Raw genomic sequence first — 21,539 nt, forward strand, 5'->3', positions numbered from 1 at the left:
AGCTCAGGCCGCGGCGGCGGCCCAGGCCATCGCGGCGAGCAGGTCGGCCATCGCGGTGCGGTCGAGCCGGCCGGCGCTGTGCGGCGTCGAGTTGATCAGGCCGAAGACGGCGTGCGCTCGGGCCCGGCAGGTCGCGGCGTCGCTGGCCGGGTGCAACCGGGCAAGCACGGTCACCCACTCCTCGACGTAGCGGCGCTGCAGCCGGCGGACCTGCGCGGCCTCGGCGTCCGGCAGGGTTGCCAGGTCGCGGTCCTGCACCGTGATGAGCGCGGGGTTGTCGAGGGCGAAGTCGACCTGGAAGGCGATCAGGGCCCGCAGCTGGGCGGCCGGATCGGTACCGGCCTCGGCGACCCGCTCGCGGCCACCGGCGAGCAGCCGCTCGCTGATCCGCACCAGCATCTCGGCGAGCATCGCGTCCTTGCTGGTGAAGTGCCGGTAGATCGCCGGTCCGGTGACGCCGACGGCGGCGCCGACGTCGTCCATGCCGACCGACCGCGAACCGCGCTCGGCGAACAGCTGCGCCGCGGCCTGCAGGATCTGCTCCCGACGTGAGGGCCGCTCCGCATCGGCATGCAGCGCCGCATCCCGCATCGTGGTCACGACGAGGATGCTAGCGCCGAAGTGAACGGGCGTTAACCACTCCGTGGTGTGAGGTGGACCGTCGGAGTGAACGGGCGTTAACCTCTGCCCGTGGACGCTCCGGTGCTACCAAGAGTCGCCGCGGTCGACGCCGACGGCGCCGCCCGCAATGCCGCCGCGCACGCGGAACTGGCCGCCGACCTCGCCGCCCAGCTGCAGCGGGTGGCCCTCGGCGGCGGTGAACGCGCACGGCAGCGGCACGTCGAGCGCGGCAAGCTGCTCCCGCGCGAGCGGGTCGACGCCCTGCTCGACCCCGGCAGCCCGTTCCTCGAACTCTCCCCGCTGGCCGCGCACGGGCTCTACGACGGTGACGCCCCCGCGGCCGGGATCATCACCGGCATCGGACGGGTGTCCGGACGGGAGTGCGTCGTCGTGGCCAACGACGCCACCGTGAAGGGCGGCACCTACTACCCGATGACGGTGAAGAAGCACCTGCGGGCGCAGGAGGTGGCGTTGCAGAACCGGCTGCCCTGCATCTACCTGGTCGACTCCGGCGGCGCCTTCCTGCCGATGCAGGACGAGGTCTTCCCCGACCGCGAGCACTTCGGCCGGATCTTCTACAACCAGGCCAACCTGTCGAAGGCCGGGATCGCGCAGATCGCCGCCGTCCTCGGGTCGTGCACCGCCGGCGGCGCCTACGTGCCGGCGATGAGCGACGAGGCCGTCATCGTCCGGAACCAGGGCACGATCTTCCTGGGCGGCCCGCCGCTGGTGAAGGCCGCGACCGGCGAGGTCGTCACCGCCGAGGACCTCGGCGGCGGCGACCTGCACTCCCGGGTCAGCGGGGTCACCGACCACCTGGCCGACGACGACGCGCACGCGCTGCAGCTGGTCCGGCAGATCGTCGGCACGCTGGGCCCGCGGGGGGCCCGGCCCTGGGACGTCGAGCCCACGGAAGAGCCGCTGTACCCGGCGGAGTCGGTCTACGAGGTCGTGCCGCCGGACCCGCGCACGCCCTACGACGTCCGCGAGGTCATCGCCCGGCTGGTCGACGGCAGCCGCTTCGCCGAGTTCAAGCCGCTCTACGGGGCCACCCTGGTCACCGGGTTCGCCCGGCTGCACGGCCACCCGGTCGGGATCATCGCCAACAACGGCGTGCTGTTCGCGGAGTCGGCGCTCAAGGGCGCGCACTTCATCGAGCTGTGCGACCGCCGCAAGATCCCGCTGCTGTTCCTGCAGAACATCACCGGCTTCATGGTCGGTCGCGACTACGAGGCCGGCGGCATCGCCAAGCACGGCGCCAAGATGGTGACCGCGGTGGCCTGCGCCCGGGTACCCAAGCTGACCGTGGTCATCGGCGGCTCGTTCGGGGCGGGCAACTACTCGATGTGCGGCCGGGCGTACTCGCCCCGCTTCCTGTTCACCTGGCCCAACGCACGGATCTCGGTGATGGGCGGGGAGCAGGCCGCCAGCGTGCTGGCGACCGTCCGCCGGGACGGCGTCGAGGCCCGCGGCGAGGAGTGGTCGGCCGAGGACGAGGAAGCGTTCAAGAAGCCGATCCGCGACCAGTACGAATCGCAGGGCCACCCCTACTACGCCACCGCCCGGCTCTGGGACGACGGCGTGATCGACCCCGCGCAGACCCGCACCGTCCTCGGCCTGGCGCTCTCCGCCTGCGCCAACGCTCCCTTGGAAGACGTCGGCTACGGCGTCTTCCGGATGTAGAGGCCACGACATGTTCGAGACCGTGCTCGTGGCCAACCGGGGCGAGATCGCCGTCCGCGTGATCCGGACCCTGCGCGAGATGGGCATCCGGTCCGTCGCCGTGCACAGCGACGCGGACGCCGGCGCCCTGCACACCCGGCTCGCCGACGTCGCCGTCCCCATCGGGCCGGCGCCGGCGGCCCAGAGCTACCTGTCGATCGAGCGCGTGCTCGAGGCGGCCGCCCGCACCGGTGCCCAGGCCATCCACCCCGGCTACGGGTTCCTGTCGGAGAACGTCGACTTCGCCCGAGCCTGCGAGGAGGCGGGCGTGGTCTTCATCGGCCCGCCGGTCGCCGCGATCGAGGCGATGGCCGACAAGATCCGCGCCAAGCAGACCGTCAGCGCCGCCGGCGTACCGGTCGTCCCCGGGCGCACCGAGCCCGGCATGGACGACGGCCAGGTCACCGACGCCGCGGTCGCCGTCGGCTTCCCGGTGCTCCTGAAGCCGAGCGCGGGCGGCGGCGGCAAGGGCATGCGCGTGGTCCGCTCGAAGGACGAGCTGCCCGACGCCATCGCCGGCGCCCGCCGGGAGGCCCAGGGCTCCTTCGGCGACGACACGCTGCTGGTCGAGCGGTACGTCGGCAACTCGCGGCACATCGAGGTGCAGGTGCTCGGCGACGCGCACGGCAACGTCATCCACCTCGGCGAGCGCGAGTGCAGCCTGCAGCGCCGGCACCAGAAGGTCATCGAGGAGGCGCCGTCACCGCTGCTCGACACCGCCTCGCGCGCGTCGATGGGCCGCGCGGCGGTCGAGGCCGCGAAGGCGGTCGGCTACACCGGCGCCGGCACGGTGGAGTTCATCGTCGACGCCGACCGGCCGCGCGACTTCTTCTTCCTGGAGATGAACACGCGCCTGCAGGTCGAGCACCCGGTCACCGAGATGATCACCGGGCTGGACCTGGTCGAGCAGCAGATCCGGGTCGCCGCGGGCGAGCGGCTGCCGGTCGACCAGAGCGACATCTCACTCGACGGGCACGCCATCGAGGCCCGGCTCTACGCGGAGGACCCCGCGCGCGGGTTCCTCCCGCAGGCCGGCACCGTGCTCGGGCTGGTCGAGCCCAGCGGGCCCGGCGTCCGGGTCGACAGCTCGCTCGCCGTGGGCAGCGTCGTCGGCACCGACTACGACCCGATGCTCGCCAAGATCATCGCCTGGGCGCCGACCCGCGAGACGGCCCGCGCCCGGCTGGTCGGAGCGTTGGGCCGGACCGCCGTCCTCGGCGTGACGACCAACGCCGGTTTCCTGCGCTCGCTGCTCGAGGACGCCGACGTCGTCGCCGGAAAGCTCGACACCGGCCTGATCGAGCGCCGTGGCGAGCAGCTGACCGCGCCCGAGCCCCCACCGCCGCACGTGTACGCCGCGGCGGCGCTGTACGAGCTGCTCGAGGCCGAGCCTGTCGGGCCCGTGGTCGACCGCTGGGACGTGCCCGACGGGTGGCGGCTCGGCGAGCCCGCGTGGACCGCGCGGCGGCTGCAGGCGGCCGGCGGCGAGCCGGTCGAGGTGCGCTTGCGGGGTCGGTCGGACGCGGCGGAGGTGCAGGTCGCGGACGGCGAACCGGTGTCCGGGCGGGCCGTCCGGGAGGGCGGCCGGCTGACCGTGACGCTGGACGGGCTGACGCTGTCCTACACGGTCGTGCACGACGGTGTCACGCTCTGGCTGGCGACCGAGGGACGGGTGGCGGCGCTCCGCGAGCACGAGCGGCTCGCCTCCGGCGCCGAGGGGTCGGCGGCCGACGGCGCGGTCACCGCACCGATGCCGGGAACGGTGACCGTGGTGCAGGCGGCGGTCGGCGACGAGGTGACTGCGGGGACCCCGCTGCTCGTCGTCGAGGCGATGAAGATGGAGCACGTGCTGACCGCCCCGGTCGACGGGACGGTCACCGAGCTCGGTGTGACGGCGGGCCAGACGGTCGCGCTGGACGAGCGGGTGGCCGTGGTGACCCCATCGGCGTCCGCAACCGATCAGCAGGAGAACTGAATGTTGGACTACCGGCTCGACGACGAGACCGAGACGCTGCGCAAGACCGTCCGGGAGTTCGCCCAGGAGGTCATCGCCCCGCAGATCGGGGAGTTCTACGAGCGGGACGAGTTCCCGACCGAGATCGTGCGGCAGATGGGCGAGCTCGGCCTGTTCGGCCTGCCGTTCCCCGAGGAGTACGGCGGCGCGGGCGGCACCTACTTCGACCTCTGCGTGGTGCTCGAGGAGCTGGCCCGGGTCGACTCCTCGATGGCCATCACGGTCGAGGCCGGGGTGTCGCTGGGCGCCATGCCGATCTACCGGTTCGGCAGCGAGGCGCAGAAGCAGGAGTGGCTGCCGCGGTTGTGCGCGGGCGAGGCGCTGGGCGCGTTCGGGCTCACGGAGCCCGGCGGGGGCTCGGACGCCGGCGCCACGAAGACCACCGCGCGGCTGGAGGACGGCCACTGGGTGATCAACGGGTCGAAGGCGTTCATCACCAACGGCGGCTCGCCGCTGACCGAGCTGGTCACCGTCACCGCGGTCACCGGCACGAAGCCGGACGGCCGCAAGGAGATCTCGGCGATCCTCGTGCCGTCGGGCACCGCAGGATTCACCGTCGGACAGCGCTACTCGAAGGTCGGCTGGAACGCCTCCGACACCCGCGAGCTCGCCTTCGACGACGTCCGGGTGCCCGAGGAGAACCTCGTGGGGGAGCGGGGCCGCGGCTACGCGCAGTTCCTCTCCATCCTCGACGAGGGGCGGATCGCGATCTCGGCGCTGTCGGTCGGGCTGGCGCAGGGCTGCGTCGACGAGTCGGTCAAGTACGCCGCCGAGCGGGAGGCGTTCGGGCAGCCGATCGGCCGCAACCAGGCGATCCAGTTCATGATCGCCGACATGGAGGTGCGCGCCTCCACCGCGCGGCTGGCCTACTACCGGGCGGCGGAGAAGATGCTGCGCGGCGAGCCGTTCAAGCGGGAGGCCTCGATCGCCAAGCTGTACAGCTCCGAGGTGGCCATGGACAACGCCCGCTACGCCACCCAGGTGCACGGCGGCTACGGGTTCATGAACGAGTTCCCCGTCGGGCGCTTCTACCGCGACGCGAAGATCCTCGAGATCGGCGAGGGCACCAGCGAGGTGCAGCGGATGCTCATCGCCCGCGATCTCGGCGTCGGCTGAGCCGCACCCGACGGTTTGTGCACTAAACGCCGCGGCGTTTAGTGCACAAACCGTCGGAGACATCAGGGTCGTGACCGAGCCACGCGGGGCAGGAGTCGTCGAGGGCGCGCGGCCGAGGACCGGCGGAGCCGTCGTCGGCCTGGTGCTGGGCGCCTTCGTCCTGGTGGAGGCGGTGATCCTCGGGCTCGGACTGCTCGTCACCCGGGTGCTGGTGCACACCTGGGTGCACGCCGACGAGCTCGCGTTCGAGCAGGACGTCGTCACGCACCGGACGCCGTTCTGGAACTCCGTGACGCGCGCAGGCACGCTGCTCGGGGGCACCGAGATCGTGCTGGCGATGACCGCCGTCGGCTGCCTGCTGCTCTTACTGCGCGGTCACGGGCCGCGCCTGCCCGCGTTCCTCGCCCTCGCGGTCGCGGGCGAGACGACGTTGTTCGTGCTCGCGTCGCTGGTCATCGACCGGCTCCGGCCCGGGATCCCGCACCTCGACGGGGCGCCGCCCACCTCGAGCTTCCCGTCCGGGCACACGGCCGCGTCCGTCGCGCTCTGGTGCGGGCTCGCCCTCGGTCTGGCCCGGACGCATCCGGGCCACCCGCTGCGGTTGCTGAGCTGGGTCCTGGCCGTGGCGCTGCCGGGTTTCGTGCTCGCCAGCCGGCTCTACCGCGGCATGCACTGGCCGACCGACGTCGCGGCGTCCGTCGTCTTCACCCTGCTCTGGCTGTTCCTGCTGCGCGCGGTCCTGCTGCCCCCGGCCACTCGCGACCGGGCACGGCGGACCTGATGCCGTCAGTGGGCAGCCGGCTGGGTGTCGGCTGAGGTCAGCAGGTAGGCGTCGACGGGCGCATCCTTCCCCTTGACCCGCAGCCCGGGCACCGGTTGCACCGGCGTCTCCGGCGGCAGCCGGCGGCGCGTCTCGCAGCCGATGAGCACGCCCCCGACGGGTGCGGCCGCCTGCAGGCGAGCCGCGACGTTGACCGGGTCGCCGACCGCCGGGTAGGCGACGTAGCCCGCCCCTCCCATCTCGGTGACGACGACCGGTCCGCTGTTGATGCCGATCCGCAGCCCCGGCCACTCCGGGCTGGACCCTCGGATGGCCTCGACCTCCGTCTGCAGGGCTGCGGCGGCCCGCACCGCCCGAACGGCGTGGTCGGGCTGGTCGCCGCGCCGGTTGAAGGTGGCGAAAATGCCGTCACCCATGAACTTCTCCACCTCGCCACCGAACCGGCGGCTGATCAGTGGCGCCGCGACCTCGTAGTAGGCCCGCAGCATCGCGGCCACCTCCGCGGGGTCGTTCGCCTCGGCGAAGCTCGTGTAGCCCGCGAGGTCCCCGATGAGCACCGACACCTCTTCCCGGTGCTCCCGCGTGGTCGGGAGGTAGAGCTCGCGGAACCGCTCGTCACGCCATTCGCGGTGGGCCGCCGCGAACACGATCAGGTAGGCCGTCACGATCAGCGCGTGCCATTCCCACCACGCGGAGTGCCACTTCATCTCGCCGGCGAACGCGACACCGACGAGCGCCTCGGCGAGCAGCACGAAGCAGGCGCCGACGCTGATCACCAGCAGGCTGGGGCGGCGGCGATGCACCCACCACAGGCGCGCGGCCGAGGCGGCGTACGTGAGCGCGCCCAGTCCGGCGGCCACTTTCAGCGCCATCCCTGCCCCGCCCTCGCTGAGCGCCGTGTTCAGCGGCGGCCAGTCGAAGTACGTCCAGACCGCCCAGCCGGCCAGCGCGGCGAAAACCGTGCCGTACAGCCAACGCCGCATGCGGATGACCAGGGGGCCCATCCGCGGGCCGGCGTCCACGAGCGCGGCCAGCAGCGCGAACACCGCGGCCAGCAGGAGACCCGCCGAGATCGCGATGGTGAAGCCGGGCAGCGCCTCATGCAGCAGCACCCCGCCTGTGCCGAGCGCGTGCAGCGCCATGAAGCCGCTCGTGGAGAGGAAGCCCAGCGACAGCAGGAGGACCCGCGCATCACCGCGGCGGCGCGCGGCCTCACCCGTGACCAGCGACAGGCTGGCCGCCGTTGCACCGACCGTGAGGAAGAGGACGAAGTGCAGGGAAGGGTTCGTGTAGTGCCACTGCCGGTAGTCGATCTGCAGGAGGGAGAGCAGGCCGGCCAAGGGCAGGCAGAGCGCTACCGCGAGGGCGCCCGCCGCCAGCGGCCGGAGCCTTCGGTCGCCGACGCGGCGGCCCTGCAACGCAGCGCTGTGTCGTCCCAACGGAGCTGGTCACCTCCCGCGGTCGCGGGCCGGGGCTGCTGCCCCCGGGACATGATCCAGCGCCTGGGCGCGGTCCGACAGGGGTTCGGTGACCGAAAACCTCACCACTCCGGAACGCGCGGGGGCGTGCTCAGGCGGTGACGTCGATGAGCACCTTGCCGACGGCACCCTCCTGCACGGCCCGGTGCGCCTCGGCGGTGTCGGCGAGCGGGAACACATGCAGCGGCAGGCCGTGCTCGCGGCCGACCCGGATCGCCCCGTCGAGGACGGCGGCGTTCACGTCCTCCACGGCGAGCGCCTTCGCGCGCGCCGGCTCGGTGTAGACCAGGACGAACTGCCACCGGGCGTTCGCGGTCATCTGGGAGCGCACCGGGACGGTCAGGTCGTCCCCGGCGGTGCCGGCGTACATGGCGACCGCGCCGTGCAGCGCGACGAGCTGCGCGTCGGCCGCTGCGTTGACGACGGGGTTGACCTCGACGATCGCGTGCACGCCATCCGGGGCGATCTTCCGCGCCTCGGCCACGACGTCCTCCTGCCGGTAGTCGATGACGTGGTCGGCGCCGGCCGCCGCCGCGAGTTGCGCCTTGGCGGGGCTGCTGACCGTGGTGATCACGGTGGCCTCGGCCCATCGCGCCAGCTGGATGGCTGCGTTGCCGACCGCCCCTGCGCCGCCCTGGACCAGCACGGTGTGCCCGGTGAGCGAGCCCGGGCCGATCCGATCGGGCAGGGATTCGGCGACGGTCAGGCAGCGGTGCGCGGTGAGGAACGGGATGGCGAGCGCTGCGCCCAGCTCGAAGGACGCCTCGGGCCCCAGCAGGACGGTCTGCCGGGCAGGGACGACGGTGTACTCGGCCGCCGTCCCGAACGGGCGCTGGTAGGCCGCCTCCCAGATCCAGACCCGCTCACCCACGAGCACCGGGTCGACGCCTTCGCCGACGGCCTCGACGGTGCCCGAGCCGTCCTGGTTCGGGGTCTGGCCGTCGGGCCCCGGGTCGGTGTTGCTGCGGGACTTCCAGTCGGTGGGGTTGACGCCGGAGAAGGCGACCCGGACGAGGACCTCGCCGGGGCCGGGCCGGGGGACGGGGCGGTCGACCAGCCGCAGGACCTCGGGGCCGCCGGACTCGGTGTAGGAGATGGCTCGCACACGACGTGCCTACCCGACCGGACGCGAGTTCCGCCAGCTCAGCCGGCGGGGGCGTCGTGGTCGGCGGGCCAGTCGGGGACGGGCAGGCCGGCGAGCCCGAGCAACCGGGCCACGGTCTCCTCGACCGGGACGTCGGCCGGCGGCGGCGCACCCTCCGGCGAGGCCATCAGCTGCCGCACCTCGGCCGGGTGGATCTCGCGGCCGGCGGCCTCGCGGACCCACGCGGTGAAGCCCTCGGCCTCGGCGGCGGTGTCGACCGGGCCGGCGGAGTCGCGCTCGTCGAAGTAGAAGCGCGGCTCGTAGCCGAGGAAGAAGCGGCCACCGGAGGCGTCGGCGCGGCGGTAGTCGACGGTCACCAGGTCGCCGTCGTGCACGTCGAGCAGCAGGAAGGGGACGGCGGTCGGCCCGTCGGTGCTCCACCGGCCGGCGCTGTACGCGAACTTCCCGAAGAGCCCCACGGAGCGAGGTTAGTCAGCGCCAGCCGCGGGTCTCCGGGGCGCGGCCCAGGGTGCGCTCCACCTGCCGGACGGCCTTGTCGCCGGCGTTGACGAGCACCGGGCGTGGGGTGCCGGCGAACAGCGGCAGGTCAGAGGCGCTGTCGCTGTAGGCCGCCGCCCAGGGCGGCGGATAGCCGCGGTCGATCAGCAGTTGCACCTTCGAGCCACCCATCGCCCGGGCCACCCGCGGCGGCCACAGGGAACCGGTCGAGCCGATCACGTCCAGGTCGCCGAGGCCGACGGCGGCGAGGAAGCCGCGGGCCAGGGTCTCCTCGCAGCCGGTGGCGACGACCACGACGTCCCCCTGGCGCTGGTGCTGCCGGACGCAGGCGATCGCCTCGGCGACGGCGGCCTCGGGCTTGCGGGTGAGGGCCTCGGCGTAGGCGGAGGCGACCGCGTCGACATCCGACCCGGACCGGCCGCCGACGGCGATGCGGGTCATCAGCCGGGCGGACAGCGGGCGGATCTGCGGGATCAGCGCGCCGGGGATCAGCAGCGGCGCCGCGAGCAGGAGGAGCAGCACGCGGTAGGGGGCCTGGCGGAGCCGGCCGTGCAGGAAGAGCGTCGACGCGTCGCCGCCGAGCAGGACCTTGTCCAGGTCGAACACGACCGTCGCCGCCATGCCCGTGGATTACCGACCGGCGGGGGTGCGGGAAACCTGCACTGGTCAGCTGCCGAAACCATCGGCACGGGCGCGCTCCTCCACCGCGGCGACCGCCGCGCGGAGGTCGGCCAGGTGCCGCTGGACCATGCCGGTCGTGGACATCACCTGGCGCCGCCAGGTCAGGTTGATCGTGGCGACCACCCGGTCCCCGGGGCGCACCGCCATCGCGATGGACTCGCGACCGTCGTCCACCTCGGAGCGCGGCCGGGTGTAATGGCCCCCGAAATCGGGGGCGCGCACCGCGTAACCCCGCTCGCGGGTGCTCTCCACCAGGCGCCGCAGGGCATCGTCGTCGGCCGCCAGGCCACGCGCGGGCACCTCCTTGTGCCGCAGCCGGGCGATCACCGCATCGAACTCCTGCCGGCTGCAGAAGGCGAGGTACGCGCGCCCGGACGCCGACCCCAGCATGTTGACCCGGTACCCACGCGGACGCGGGGGCATGGCGTCGAAGTAGGTGCGGGAACTGTTGGTCTCCAGCGTCTCCATGTAGTCCAGGCGCGGGACGGCGAGGACCGAGGGCCACTGCAGCCGGTGGGCGAGGTCGGCGAGCACGGGCGAGGCGATCTCGACCAGCCACCCGTCCTCGTCGGGCACGACCCGCCCCTGGGTGTGACTGGGCACGAAGGCGCCGTCGACCATGCGCTGCCAGACCAGTCCGTGCTGGTGGGCGGTGTGGAGGATGCGGGTGAGGGTGGGCTTGGGGATGCCGGTGGCCAGGTGCAGGTCGTGCAGACTCGCCGCCCGGACGTCCTGCAGCACCTGCAGGACCTGCAGCCCGCGTGCCAGGGACTCGATCGGCTTCACCCGGTAGTCCCGCACGGCACCCCTCCCGCCAGGTGCTTTTCGCACAGTGAAAAGCAGTGAGATGAGTGTTGCCCATCACGTGTGCCCTGCGCCACTGTCTGTCCATGCCGGTTCGCCCCGCTCCGACGACCGTCGCCCAGGACGGTCGAGCGGGCTCCTCGGTGCGCGAGAGCGACCTGCTCTGGACACCCTCGGCAGACCGGGTCGAGAACGCTCCGCTCACCGAGTTCACCCGTTTCGCGGAGCAGCGCAGCGGCCGCAGCTTCGCCGACTACGCGCAACTGTGGGCCTGGTCGACCACGGAGCTCGAGGACTTCTGGCAGGCGATCTGGGACTTCTTCGGCGTCCGCTCCTCGGCGCCGCACACCGCCGTCCTCGAGAGCCGCGCCATGCCCGGCGCGCGCTGGTTCCCGGGCGCCCGGCTGAACCTCGCGGAGCGCATCCTCGACCAGGAGCGCCCGGGCGAGCCGGCACTGCTGTTCGCCGACGAGACGCACGAGCTGCGCGAGCTGCCCTGGGAGGAGTTCACCCGCCAGGTCCGCGCAGTCGCCACGTACCTGCGTGCTCGCGGGGTGGCCCCTGGTGACCGGGTGGTCTCGTTCCTGCCCAACGTGCCGGAGGCGATGGTCGCGATGGTGGCCACGGCGAGCCTCGGCGCGGTCTGGGCCAGCGTGTCACCCGATTTCGGGTCGCGGGGCGCGCTGGACCGGCTCGGCCAGCTGGACCCGGTGGTGCTCTTCGCGGCCGACGGCTACCGGTACGGAGGCAAGGAGTTCGACCGGCGGGGCGAGGTCGCCGAGCTGGTCGCCTCGCTGTCGACCCTGCGGGAGGTCGTCCACGTGCCGGTCCTCGGTCTCGAGGTCGAGGGCACCGGTTGGGCGGAGGTGATCGAGGGCCCCACCGTCCCGGCCGACGAGTTCCGCTGCGAGCAGGTGCCGTTCGACCACCCGCTGTGGGTGCTGTTCTCCTCCGGCACCACCGGGTTGCCCAAGGCGATCGTGCACGGGCACGGCGGCATCCTCCTCGAGGAGCTCAAGGGGCTGAGCTTCCACCAGGGCCTGCGGCCCGGCGATCGCGCGTTCTTCTTCACCACCACCGGCTGGATGATGTGGAACTTCCTCGTCAGCATGCTGACCCTCCGCGTCGTGCCGGTGCTCTACGACGGCAACCCCAGCCACCCCGACGTCGACGTCCTCTGGCGGATCGCGCAGGACAGCCGGGCCGCGCTGTTCGGTGCCAGTCCCACGTTCGTCGAGCTGATGCAGAAGGCGGGCGTGGTGCCCCGGGAGCGGTTCGACGTGAGCGCGATCCGGACGATCATGCCGGCCGGTTCGCCGGTCTCGCCGGCGATCACCGCCTGGTTCTACGAGAACGTGAAGGCCGATCTCTGGGTGGCCACCGGCAGCGGCGGCACCGACATCTGCACCGGACTGGTCGGCGGCGTCGAGACGTTGCCGGTCCGTGCCGGCGAGATCCAGGCCCGCTCGCTCGGTGTCGCCGCCGAGTCGTGGGCCGACGACGGCCACCCCGTCGTCGGCCAGGTGGGCGAACTGGTGATCACCGAGCCGATGCCCTCGATGCCGGTGTTCTTCTGGGGTGACGAGGACGGCGCCCGCTACCGGGCGAGCTACTTCGACACCTTTCCCGGCGTGTGGCGGCACGGCGACTTCTTCGAGGTCAACGAGCGCGGTGGCTGCTTCGTCCGCGGCCGCTCCGACGCGGTGCTGAACCGGCAGGGCGTGCGCATCGGCACCGCGGAGATCTACCGGGTGGTCGAGGACGACCCGGCCGTCCGCACGTCCCTGGTGGTCAATCTCGACCTGCCCGGCGGCGGCTTCTTCATGCCGCTGTTCGTCGTCCTCCAGCCCGGCGCCGAACTGGACGAGGCGACCGTCGACCGCCTGCGTCGCGCGCTCCGGGAGGAGTACACGCCCCGGCACGTGCCGGACGCGTTCATCGCCGTCCGGGACATCCCGCTCACGCGCAGCGGCAAGAAGATGGAGATCCCGGTGCGCCGGGTACTGCTCGGCGCGGACCCCGCCGGCGTCGCCGACCCGCACGCGATGGCCGACCCGGCCTCGTTCACCGACATCGCCGCGTACGCGCGCACCCAGACCGACTACTCGCTCTGACCCCCGCCCGTCCGATGAGGAGCACCATGACCGAGCGCTCGTTCCCCCTGCCCTCCCAGATCGCCCAGGTGCCCGGCGCCGAGGGGTGGGAGCAGATGTACCCGTACTTCACGCGCTTCCAGCCCGAGGACGACCAGCGGTTCTGGTTCTACAACTCGATGCACTTCCCGGAGGTCATCCCTGCCTTCGACGGCATCACCTCGGAGATCCCGTACACCGCGATCGGGGCCAACCTCGCCCGGCTGTTCTCCTTCCCGACGACGATGGGGATCGAGTACCGCATCGTCAACGGGCGGGTGTACATCACGGCCAACCCGGTGCTCGACCCGGCGGTGATCGAGCAGCGGCTCCCGCACTTCCAGGAGCGGGCCGGCTACTACTACGAGAACTGGGATCGCATCTACGGCGAGTGGCAGCAGCGGATGGACGCGCTCATCGCCGAGATCGAGGCCGTCGAGATCCCGGTGCTCGGCGACCTCGACGACCTGTCGGTGGTCACCAGCGGCCGGGGCTACGCCAGCAACCACCTGCTCCGCGAGAACTTCCACCGGTGCATCGACCTGTACTCGAAGATGTGGCACTACCACACCGAGATGCTGCAGCTGGGTTACGGCGCCTACGTCGTCTTCTTCGAGTTCTGCAAGCAGGCGTTCCCGGAGATGGGCGACCAGATGGTGGCCCGGATGGTCGCCGGCATGGACGTCACCATGTACCGCCCGGACGACGAGCTGAAGAAGCTCGCCGCCCTCGCCGTCGAACTGGACCTCGGCGACCTGTTCGTGGAAGGCGCCGAGCCGGCCAAGGTGCTCGCCTCGCTCGGCGAGCGCGGCGAGGCCGGTGCCCGCTGGCTGGCCGCGCTCGAGGTGGCGAAGGACCCGTGGTTCAACGTCTCGGTGGGTGACGGCTTCTACCACCATCACCTGTCGTGGGCCGACGACCTCACGGTGCCGTTCGCCGCACTGCCCCGCTACGTCGACCAGATCCGCGCCGGGGAGGACCTGACCCGTCCCACCGAGCGGCTGGCCGAGGAGCGCGACCGGATCGCCGCCGAGCACCGCGCGCTGCTGGGCTCGGAGGAGGAGAAGGCGGCGTTCGACCAGATGCTCGGCCTGTGCCGGCAGGTGTTCCCCTACATCGAGAGCCACAAGTTCTACTGCGAGCACTGGTTCACCACCCGCTTCTTCCAGAAGATCCGCGCCTTCGGGTCGCTCCTGGCGGAGCGGGGTGTGCTGCTGGCGGCCGACGACGTCTTCCACCTGCGCTCGGTCGAGATCGAGGACGCCCTCGTCGACGTGATGCTGGCCTGGGCCGGCGGTGGCACCGAGCTCGGCGCCCGGCACTGGCAGCCGATCGTCGCGGAGCGCAAGCGCATCGTCGATGCCTTGTCGGGCTGGTCGCCGCCGCCCGCGCTGGGCGCCGTCCCCGAGGCCCTCAACGATCCGGCGGTCAAGATGCTCTGGGGCATCACGCAGGAGACCGTCGAGACCTGGCTCGGCAGTGCGGACGACGACGAGTCGAGCGTCCGCGGCTACGCAGCCTCGCCCGGTGTGGTCGAGGGGATCGCGCGGGTGCTGCTCAACGTCAACGACATCGGGCAGATCCGGGAGGGCGAGGTGCTCGTCTGCCCGGTGACCGCGCCGAGTTGGGGCCCGGTGTTCGGCAAGATCGCGGCGGCGGTCTCCGACATCGGCGGCACGATGTCGCACGCGGCGATCGTGGCCCGCGAGTACGGCATGCCGGCCGTCGTCGGCACCGGCCTGGCCACCACGCGGATCAAGACCGGCGACCGCGTCCGGGTCGACGGCGACCGCGGCGTCGTCACCGTCCTCGCCTGACCTCGGATGGGAACCCTCATGATCTCGACTGCTCCGGTCCTCCATTTCCGCGACGTCGGGCTGGGCGACGTGCCGACCGTCGGTGGCAAGGGCGCCAGCCTGGGCGAGCTGCTGCGGGCCGGTATCCAGGTGCCGACCGGCTTCGCCGTGACGACGTCGGCGTTCCGGCAGGTCGTCGGGCATCTCACCGTCGACGACGACTCGGGCGCGCCGGTCCCGGTGCCGGCCCGCGTGGCGGCGCTCGACCACGCGGACGGCGCCACCGTGGCCCGCGTGACGGCGACGGTCCGCCAGGTCGTCGAGTCCGCCCCCCTGCCGCCGGAGGTGGCCGACGCGGTGACCGCCGCGTACGCCGCACTCTGCGAGGAGTGCGGGCAACCGGACCTGCCGGTCGCCGTCCGCTCGAGTGCTACCAGCGAGGACAGCGCCGAGGCCAGTTTCGCCGGCCTGCAGGACACCTACCTGTGGGTGCACGGGGCGGACTCGGTGCTCGAACACGTCCGCCGGTGCTGGGCCAGCCTGTACAGCGTCGAGTCGGTGACCTACCGGTTGCGCCGCGGCATCCCCGAGGACGACCTGGGCATGGCCGTCGTCGTCCAGCGGATGGTCGGCGCGCGCAGCTCAGGGGTCATGTTCACCCGCAGCCCGCTCAGCGGTGACAAGTCGGTGGTCGCCATCGACGCGAGCTGGGGCCTCGGCTCGGCCGTGGTCAGCGGCGACGTCACCCCCGACTCGTTCGTCGTCAGCAAGGTGACCGGTGACGTGAAGCGGAACGTGGCCACCAAGACCCGGTGGCACCGTCCGGACCCGTCCGGACACGGAGTGGTCGAGACCGACGTGCCGGCCGACCTGCAGAACCGGCCATCGGTGTCCGACGCGGAGATCGCCGAGCTGGTCGCGATCGCCCGCACGGTGGAGGCGCACTACGGCTGCCCCCAGGACATCGAGTGGGCCGTCGCCGAGGGGGGCGACGTCTTCCTGCTGCAGAGCCGGCCCGAGACGGTGTGGGCCGGCAAGGACGCCGAGCGCGCGACCGCCGCCGCGCCGGCCGCCCGCCCGTTCGACCACGTCTTCAACCTGCTGGGCGGCAAGCGCCCGTCGGGGAGCTGAGATGGAGCTGACCCCCGACGACGTCCGGGACGTGCTGCGCGTCCTGGACTCCAGCGGCCTCGACGAGCTGCACCTGGAACTCGCCGACCTGACGCTCACCGTGCGCCGCGAGGGTGCCGCGGGCTGGACGGCGGAACAGCAGGTCGTGCGGGCGCCCGTCGTCGAGCAGGCCGCCGCGCCGGCCGCGGCCGCCGGATCCGCGCCGGCGCAGGCCGACATCGGGGACGGTTTCGTCGCCGTGCACCCCCCGCTGCTGGGCACCTTCTACCGGGCTCCGCAGCCGGGTGCACCCCCGTTCGTCGACGTCGGCGACGAGGTGACCGAGGAGACCGTCGTCGGCGTCGTGGAGACCATGAAGATGATGACGCCGGTGCATGCGGGCGTGCGGGGCACCGTGGCGGAGTTCCGGCTGGGCAACGGTGAGTTCGCCGATGCCGACGCGGTGCTCCTGCTGGTGAAGCCCGCCGACGGTGGTGGGGCGGGATGACCGGACCGACCCGGATCCGCCGGCTGCTGATCGCCAACCGGGGGGAGATCGCCGCCCGGGTGATCCGGACCTGCTCCGAGCTGGGCATCGAGTCGGTGCTCGCCGCGTCCGATGCCGACCTGGAATCGCTTCCGGCCCGGCTGGCCGACCGGGTGGTCCGGCTCGGACCCGCGCCCGCGTCGGCGAGCTACCTGGACCCGGACGCCGTCGTCCGGGCCGCCCGGTCGGTCGGGGCCGACGCCGTGCACCCGGGCTACGGTTTCCTGTCCGAGAATCCCTCGCTGGCCCGTGCCTGTGCAGCCGCCGGCATCGTCTTCGTCGGCCCGACCCCCGAGTCCCTGGAGGCCGTCGGCGACAAGCTGAAGGCCCGGGCCCACGCACTCGCTGCCGGCCTACCCGTGGTGCCCGGCGGCGAGGCCGCGGACCTCGCCGGCGCAGAGGCGGTCGCCGCGGAGGTCGGCTTCCCGCTGCTGGTCAAGGCCGTCGGCGGCGGCGGCGGCCGCGGCATGAAGCGCGTGTCCGACCCCGCCGACCTGGCGCACACCCTCGATCTCGCGATCTCCGAGGCCGCGGCCGCCTTCGGCGACCCCCGCGTGTACATCGAGCGGTTCGTCGCCTCCGGGCGGCACGTCGAGGTGCAGGTGCTCGGCGACGGGGCCCGCGCCGTCGCCCTGGGCGACCGTGACTGCTCCGTGCAGCGGCGCTACCAGAAGCTGTTCGAGGAGGCCCCGGCGCCGATGATCAGCGACCCGCTGCGCGCCGCGATGGCCGACGCCGCGCTCAAGCTCTGTCACCACCTGGGCTACCGCGGGCTGGGCACCGTCGAACTCCTCGTCGACCGCGAGCGGGACACCTTCTACTTCCTGGAGATGAACGCCCGCATCCAGGTCGAGCACCCGGTCACCGAGATGATCACCGGGCTGGACCTGGTCGCCGAGCAGCTCGCGGTCGCCGAGGGCCTGCCCCTGCGCATCCGGCAGGAGGACGTCGTCCTCACCGGCCACGCCGTGGAGTGCCGGATCAACGCCGAGGACTGGACGGCCGACTTCCGGCCGTCGCCCGGCCGGGTCGACCGCGTCGTGCTGCCCGTCGGCGACGGCCTGCGGGTGGACACCCACGTGCAGGGCGGCTCCGTCGTCCCCCCGTACTACGACTCCCTGCTCGCCAAGCTGATCGTGCACGGCACGGACCGCGAGGACGCCCTGGCCCGTGCCCGGGTGGCGCTGGACCTGCTGCGGATCGAGGGGGTCACCACCACCGTGCCGGTGCACCAGGCGCTCCTGGCCGACCCGGAGTTCTCTGCCGGGGGAGTGGACACCACCTTCTTCGAGCGCTTCCTGGGCGCGCACCGACCGGACCTCGTGGGGGCACGCTGATGGCCGACGTCGGACTCGTCGATGTCTCGCTGCGGGACGGCAATCAGAGCCTGTGGGGGGCCACCGGCCTCCGGATGGGGCACGTGCTCCAGGTGGCGCCGCTGCTGGAGCGGGTGGGCTTCCGGGCGCTGGACTACTCGTCGAGCACCGCCATGGGTGTCGCCGTGCGCGTCCACCGGGAGGATCCGTGGGAGCAGCTCCGGCTCACCCGTGCCGCGATGCCGACGACGAAGCTGCAGTTCATCGGCACCGGGTTCCGCTTCATCTCCTGGCAGAACTCGCACCCGGACACCATGCAGCTGGTCTACGACAGACTGGCGGTCAACGGCATGGACCGGGTCGTCGTCCTGGACCCGATGCACGACATGGACGCCGCCCGGGAGACCGCCAGGCGGCTGAAGAAGGCCGGCATCGACGAGGTCATCGGCGCCCTGGTGTACACGATCAGCGCGGTGCACGACGACGCGTTCTACGTCGACCTCGCCGCGCAGTTCGCGGCGGACCCGAACTTCGACCGCGTCTACGTCAAGGACCCGGCCGGCATCCTCACCGCCGAGCGGGCCCGCAGTCTCCTGCCGGCGCTGCGGGCCGCGCTCGGGACGACCCCGCTCGAGCTGCACTCGCACGCGACCATCGGGCTGTCCCCGCTCACCTACTCGATCGCCCCGGACCTGGGCGTCGACGTCGTGCAGGTCGGCTGCGGCGCGCTCGGCAACGGCTCGTCGCTGCCCGAGGCGCGGCGGACGGTCGCCAACCTGCGCGAGATGGGCCACCGGGTGGACGTCGACGACCGGGCGCTGGGCCTGGTGTGCGACTTCTTCGACCGGCTGGCCGTCGCCGAGGAGCTGCCGGTCGGACGGCCCCAGGACTTCGACGCCGCGTTCCTGCACCACCAGATCGCCGGTGGCGTGATGACGACGACGCGGCGCCAGCTGCGCGAGATCGGCATGGAGCACCGGTTCGAGGCGCTCGTCGAGGAGGTGGAGAAGGTCCGTGCCGAGCTCGGATACCCGATCATGGTGACGCCGTTCCCGCAGATGGTGGTCTCCCAGGCGCTCTTCAACGTGATCGGCGAGCGCTGGTCCAACGTGCCCGACCAGGTGATCCGGTACGCCATGGGCGGCTTCGGTCGCCCCACGGCGCCCATCGCGCCGGACGTGCTCGACCGGATCCTCGACCGCCCGCGGGCGCGTGAGCTGCGGGCCGAGCCGCCGCCGCCGTCCCCCGCCGAGCTGCGGCGGACGTTCCCGGGCGTGAGCGACGAGGAGCTGCTGCTCCGGGCGCACATGCCGGCCGAGCAGGTCGACGCGATGGTGTCGGCGGGCCCTGCGCCCCGGCACTTCAACCCCGAGCTCGCGCCGGTCCTCTCCCTGCTCTCCGAGCTCGGCTCCCGAGATTCCGTCCACGACCTCGCGATCGCCAAGCCGGGGATGCGACTGTCGGTCCGCCGCTCCGAGGGGCGGGTCGGTGCCTGATCCCACCGCCCTCGACCGCCTGCGCGAGGTGCGCGGGTTCGTCCTGGACATGGACGGCACCCTCGTACTGGGCGACCGCAACAACCGCGGGCTCAACCCGCTGCCGGGCGCGCTGGAGTTCACCCGCACGCTGGTCGACCTGGACCTGCCGTTCTGCATCCTGACCAACGGCACGACGCGGACGCCGGAGCAGTACGCCGACACGCTGCGACAGGTCGGCTTCCCCGTGACCGCCGATCGGATGCTCACGCCGACGTCCGCGGCGGTCGAGCTGTTCGTCGAGCGTGGCTACGGGCGGGTGATGGTGCTGGGTGGAAAGGGGATCACCGAGCCGCTGGAGGCCGCCGGGATCGAGGCGGTGCCCCCACTGCGGGGTGCGGCGGTCGATGCGGTGATGGTCGGCTGGTTCCGCCAGGAGCTGACCTTCGATGCCCTGGAGGCGGCCGTCTTCGCCGTGTTCGACGGGGCGGACTTCTACTCGGCGTCGGAGTCGCTGTTCTTCGCGACGGCGGAGGGGAGGTCGCTCGGGACGTCGCGGGCCATCAGCGCGGTCGTCAAGGACATCACCGGCTGCGCGGTGACCGTCGTCGGCAAGCCGTCACTGGCCGCCCTGGCGACCGCCGCGCGGCGCCTGGGCCTTGCGACCCGGGAGCTCGCCGTCGTCGGCGACGACCCGGAGCTGGAGGTGCCGATGGCGCACCGCGGGGGGGCGTTCGCGGTCGCGGTGCACACTGGCCTCGGGCACGCGGAGTCCTTCACCGACCTCGAGCCGGAGCTGCGCCCGCACCTGGATCTGCCGGATGTCGGCGCCCTGGCCGCACTCCTGCGCTCCTGAGGCCCGCGCCCCTTTCCGGTGCGCGGGAGATCTCCCACACTCGGCGCATGGTTCCCGAGGTCCGATGGGCTCGGTCGGGGGACGTGTCGCTGGCGTATCAGGTGGTGGGTCAGGGGCCGAGGGACATCGTCGTCCTGATCTCGGGGGTGTCCCACCTCGAGGTCTTCTGGGACCTTCCGGAGAACGTCGAGAACGTGCAGCGGCTGGCCACGATGGGGCGGGTCATCCTCTTCGACAAGCGCGGGGTCGGACTGTCGGACCGCCCCTCGGGGCCCGCGCCCTCGCTGGAGGTCGCGGCGGACGACGTCGTCGCCGTGCTGGACGCGGCCGGCAGCACGCGTGCTGTGCTCTTCGCCTGGTTGCACGCAGGCGCGACGGCGCTGACGGTCGCGGCCCGCCACCCGGACCGGATCGAGGCGGTGGTGGCGGGGGAACTCCTCGCCACGTTCACCCCGCGCGTCGGCCATCCCTGGGGCTGGGATCCCGCGTGGTGGCAGCAGATGGTCCCGGTCATCGAGGCCGGCTGGGGCGAGGGCGTGCTGTTCCGCGTCATGGCGGAGAACGCCGGGGTCGTCCCCGACGACCGGCTCGCGGGCTGGTGGCGGCGCCTGGAGCGCCTGTCGGCCAGCCCGTCGGCGGCAGCCCGGCTTCTCGGTGCCACCCTGCAGGCCGACGCGTCCCCGTACCTGGACGACGTGCGCGCTCCGGTGCTCCTGCTGCACGACGCCGGCAACACCCTGATCCCGGAGGAGGGCATGCGCTGGCTCGCCGCCCGCCTGCCCGATGCGCGCCTCCGGGTGGTGACCGACGACCGGATGATCGCCTACATGCCCGGCGACCGGATGCTGGACGAGGTGGAGCAGTTCCTGACCGGGCGGAGGTCAGGCGGCGGCCGGGACCGTCAGCTGTGCGCGCTGCTGGTCAGCGACATCGTGGGCTCGACCGAGCAGCTGACCGCCGACGGCGGGGACGCGTGGCGGCGTCGGCTCGACGCGCACCGCCGGTCGTTCCGCGACGCCCTGGCCCGCAACAAGGGCGCAGAGATCGATACCGCGGGTGACGGCCTCCTGGCCACGTTCGCTCTGCCGAGCAGGGCCCTCGCCTGCGCCGCCGAGATGATGACCGGCGCCCGGGACGACGGAATCCATCTCCGGATCGGCATCCACGCCGGCGAGATCACGGTGCGGGACGGCGGGGTGTCCGGGCTCGCCGTCCACATCACCGCGAGAGTCTGTGCGGAAGCGGCGGCGGACACCGTTCTCGCGACCGAAACCGTCGTCAGCCTGCTCGCAGGGGTCACCGGCACACCCGCGTTCGACGAGGGGATGGAGTGCCGGCTCAAGGGAGTGCCGGGCACGTGGCGGCTGCACCGGGCGGTGACCGGCGGATAGCTCAGGTCGTGCCACGGACCGCCCAGGGGCGGGCGACACCCTGCTCAACTGGCTGTTCGCCGGAGCGGGCAACCTCGTCGGCGCGGTCGTCGTCGT

Annotated in this window: 18 protein-coding genes; 12 read left to right on the plus strand and 6 right to left on the minus strand. The window is 72.6% G+C overall.

What is annotated here, in order from left to right; all coding sequences use genetic code 11:
* Positions 1–3 precede the first annotated feature (3 nt).
* Entirely contained in the window at positions 4–591 is a 588-nt protein-coding gene (locus tag AC2H4J_RS08620) for an SACE_7040 family transcriptional regulator (RefSeq protein WP_487464889.1), read from the minus strand.
* A gap of 99 nt (positions 592–690) precedes the next feature.
* Between AC2H4J_RS08620 and AC2H4J_RS08625 the strand changes: the two genes are divergently transcribed.
* The 4 genes from AC2H4J_RS08625 (at position 691) to AC2H4J_RS08640 (ending at position 6,254) form a co-directional block, all read left to right on the plus strand.
* Entirely contained in the window at positions 691–2,304 is a 1,614-nt protein-coding gene (locus tag AC2H4J_RS08625) for a carboxyl transferase domain-containing protein (RefSeq protein ID WP_487464454.1), read from the plus strand.
* A gap of 10 nt (positions 2,305–2,314) precedes the next feature.
* Positions 2,315–4,318, plus strand: a complete 2,004-nt coding sequence (locus AC2H4J_RS08630) for an acetyl/propionyl/methylcrotonyl-CoA carboxylase subunit alpha (RefSeq protein WP_487464455.1) — start codon at positions 2,315–2,317, stop codon at positions 4,316–4,318.
* A complete protein-coding gene (locus AC2H4J_RS08635; protein WP_487464456.1) occupies positions 4,319–5,473 on the plus strand; it encodes an acyl-CoA dehydrogenase family protein in 1,155 nt (384 codons plus the stop codon). It abuts the gene before it with no gap.
* Positions 5,474–5,543: 70 nt separating this feature from the next.
* Positions 5,544–6,254 (plus strand): phosphatase PAP2 family protein, encoded by a 711-nt coding sequence (locus AC2H4J_RS08640; RefSeq protein ID WP_487464457.1) that lies wholly within the window; start codon positions 5,544–5,546, stop codon positions 6,252–6,254.
* Positions 6,255–6,259: 5 nt separating this feature from the next.
* On the opposite strand, the gene AC2H4J_RS08645 is transcribed toward AC2H4J_RS08640, so the two are convergent.
* The 5 genes from AC2H4J_RS08645 to AC2H4J_RS08665 form a co-directional block, all read right to left on the minus strand.
* On the minus strand, positions 6,260–7,693 hold the full coding sequence (locus AC2H4J_RS08645; RefSeq protein ID WP_487464458.1) for an adenylate/guanylate cyclase domain-containing protein: 1,434 nt from the start codon (positions 7,691–7,693) through the stop codon (positions 6,260–6,262).
* 130 nt (positions 7,694–7,823) lie between these two features.
* The gene (locus AC2H4J_RS08650; RefSeq protein WP_487464459.1) at positions 7,824–8,837 is read right to left on the minus strand and encodes an NADPH:quinone reductase; all 1,014 of its coding nucleotides are present in this window, start codon (positions 8,835–8,837) and stop codon (positions 7,824–7,826) included.
* A gap of 38 nt (positions 8,838–8,875) precedes the next feature.
* Complete coding sequence (locus AC2H4J_RS08655; RefSeq protein ID WP_487464460.1) at positions 8,876–9,295, minus strand: hypothetical protein; 420 nt, start codon at positions 9,293–9,295, stop codon at positions 8,876–8,878.
* A gap of 13 nt (positions 9,296–9,308) precedes the next feature.
* Positions 9,309–9,956 carry an HAD family hydrolase gene (locus AC2H4J_RS08660; protein ID WP_487464461.1) on the minus strand — a complete coding sequence of 216 codons (648 nt, stop codon included), beginning with the start codon at positions 9,954–9,956 and terminating at the stop codon, positions 9,309–9,311.
* 45 nt (positions 9,957–10,001) lie between these two features.
* Entirely contained in the window at positions 10,002–10,817 is an 816-nt protein-coding gene (locus tag AC2H4J_RS08665) for an IclR family transcriptional regulator domain-containing protein (RefSeq protein ID WP_487464462.1), read from the minus strand.
* An 89-nt stretch (positions 10,818–10,906) separates the two neighbouring features.
* On the opposite strand from AC2H4J_RS08665, the gene AC2H4J_RS08670 reads away from it, so the two are divergent.
* From AC2H4J_RS08670 to AC2H4J_RS08705, 8 genes are read left to right on the plus strand one after another with little or no spacing between them, the layout of a single operon-like run.
* Positions 10,907–12,934: an acetoacetate--CoA ligase gene (locus AC2H4J_RS08670; protein ID WP_487464463.1), complete on the plus strand. Its 2,028-nt coding sequence runs from the start codon at positions 10,907–10,909 to the stop codon at positions 12,932–12,934.
* Between the two features lie 26 nt (positions 12,935–12,960).
* Complete coding sequence (locus AC2H4J_RS08675) at positions 12,961–14,769, plus strand: PEP-utilizing enzyme (protein WP_487464464.1); 1,809 nt, start codon at positions 12,961–12,963, stop codon at positions 14,767–14,769.
* Positions 14,770–14,787: 18 nt separating this feature from the next.
* Positions 14,788–15,879 (plus strand): PEP/pyruvate-binding domain-containing protein, encoded by a 1,092-nt coding sequence (locus AC2H4J_RS08680; RefSeq protein ID WP_487464465.1) that lies wholly within the window; start codon positions 14,788–14,790, stop codon positions 15,877–15,879.
* A 1-nt stretch (position 15,880) separates the two neighbouring features.
* Positions 15,881–16,366, plus strand: a complete 486-nt coding sequence (locus tag AC2H4J_RS08685; protein ID WP_487464466.1) for a biotin/lipoyl-containing protein — start codon at positions 15,881–15,883, stop codon at positions 16,364–16,366.
* Positions 16,363–17,742 (plus strand): acetyl-CoA carboxylase biotin carboxylase subunit, encoded by a 1,380-nt coding sequence (locus tag AC2H4J_RS08690; protein ID WP_487464467.1) that lies wholly within the window; start codon positions 16,363–16,365, stop codon positions 17,740–17,742. Before AC2H4J_RS08685 ends, AC2H4J_RS08690 begins: the two co-directional genes overlap by 4 nt.
* On the plus strand, positions 17,742–19,217 hold the full coding sequence (locus AC2H4J_RS08695) for a biotin carboxyl carrier protein (protein ID WP_487464468.1): 1,476 nt from the start codon (positions 17,742–17,744) through the stop codon (positions 19,215–19,217). The genes AC2H4J_RS08690 and AC2H4J_RS08695 overlap by 1 nt, the downstream gene beginning before the upstream one ends.
* On the plus strand, positions 19,210–20,052 hold the full coding sequence (locus tag AC2H4J_RS08700; protein WP_487464469.1) for an HAD-IIA family hydrolase: 843 nt from the start codon (positions 19,210–19,212) through the stop codon (positions 20,050–20,052). The genes AC2H4J_RS08695 and AC2H4J_RS08700 overlap by 8 nt, the downstream gene beginning before the upstream one ends.
* A gap of 47 nt (positions 20,053–20,099) precedes the next feature.
* Complete coding sequence (locus tag AC2H4J_RS08705; RefSeq protein ID WP_487464470.1) at positions 20,100–21,443, plus strand: adenylate/guanylate cyclase domain-containing protein; 1,344 nt, start codon at positions 20,100–20,102, stop codon at positions 21,441–21,443.
* Positions 21,444–21,539 lie beyond the last annotated feature (96 nt).

The organism is Blastococcus sp. OS1-29 (genome assembly GCF_057628075.1).

Bases quoted from the DNA above. Each gene is read 5' to 3' on its own strand.
- AC2H4J_RS08690 (WP_487464467.1), top strand. From the start codon at position 16,363: ATGACCGGACCGACCCGGATCCGCCGGCTGCTGATCGCCAACCGGGGG.
- AC2H4J_RS08670 (WP_487464463.1), top strand. From the start codon at position 10,907: ATGCCGGTTCGCCCCGCTCCGACGACCGTCGCCCAGGACGGTCGAGCG.
- AC2H4J_RS08685 (WP_487464466.1), top strand. From the start codon at position 15,881: ATGGAGCTGACCCCCGACGACGTCCGGGACGTGCTGCGCGTCCTGGAC.
- AC2H4J_RS08620 (WP_487464889.1), bottom strand. From the start codon at position 591: ATGCGGGATGCGGCGCTGCATGCCGATGCGGAGCGGCCCTCACGTCGG.
- AC2H4J_RS08635 (WP_487464456.1), top strand. From the start codon at position 4,319: ATGTTGGACTACCGGCTCGACGACGAGACCGAGACGCTGCGCAAGACC.
- AC2H4J_RS08630 (WP_487464455.1), top strand. From the start codon at position 2,315: ATGTTCGAGACCGTGCTCGTGGCCAACCGGGGCGAGATCGCCGTCCGC.
- AC2H4J_RS08660 (WP_487464461.1), bottom strand. From the start codon at position 9,956: ATGGCGGCGACGGTCGTGTTCGACCTGGACAAGGTCCTGCTCGGCGGC.
- AC2H4J_RS08675 (WP_487464464.1), top strand. From the start codon at position 12,961: ATGACCGAGCGCTCGTTCCCCCTGCCCTCCCAGATCGCCCAGGTGCCC.
- AC2H4J_RS08680 (WP_487464465.1), top strand. From the start codon at position 14,788: ATGATCTCGACTGCTCCGGTCCTCCATTTCCGCGACGTCGGGCTGGGC.
- AC2H4J_RS08695 (WP_487464468.1), top strand. From the start codon at position 17,742: ATGGCCGACGTCGGACTCGTCGATGTCTCGCTGCGGGACGGCAATCAG.
- AC2H4J_RS08705 (WP_487464470.1), top strand. From the start codon at position 20,100: ATGGTTCCCGAGGTCCGATGGGCTCGGTCGGGGGACGTGTCGCTGGCG.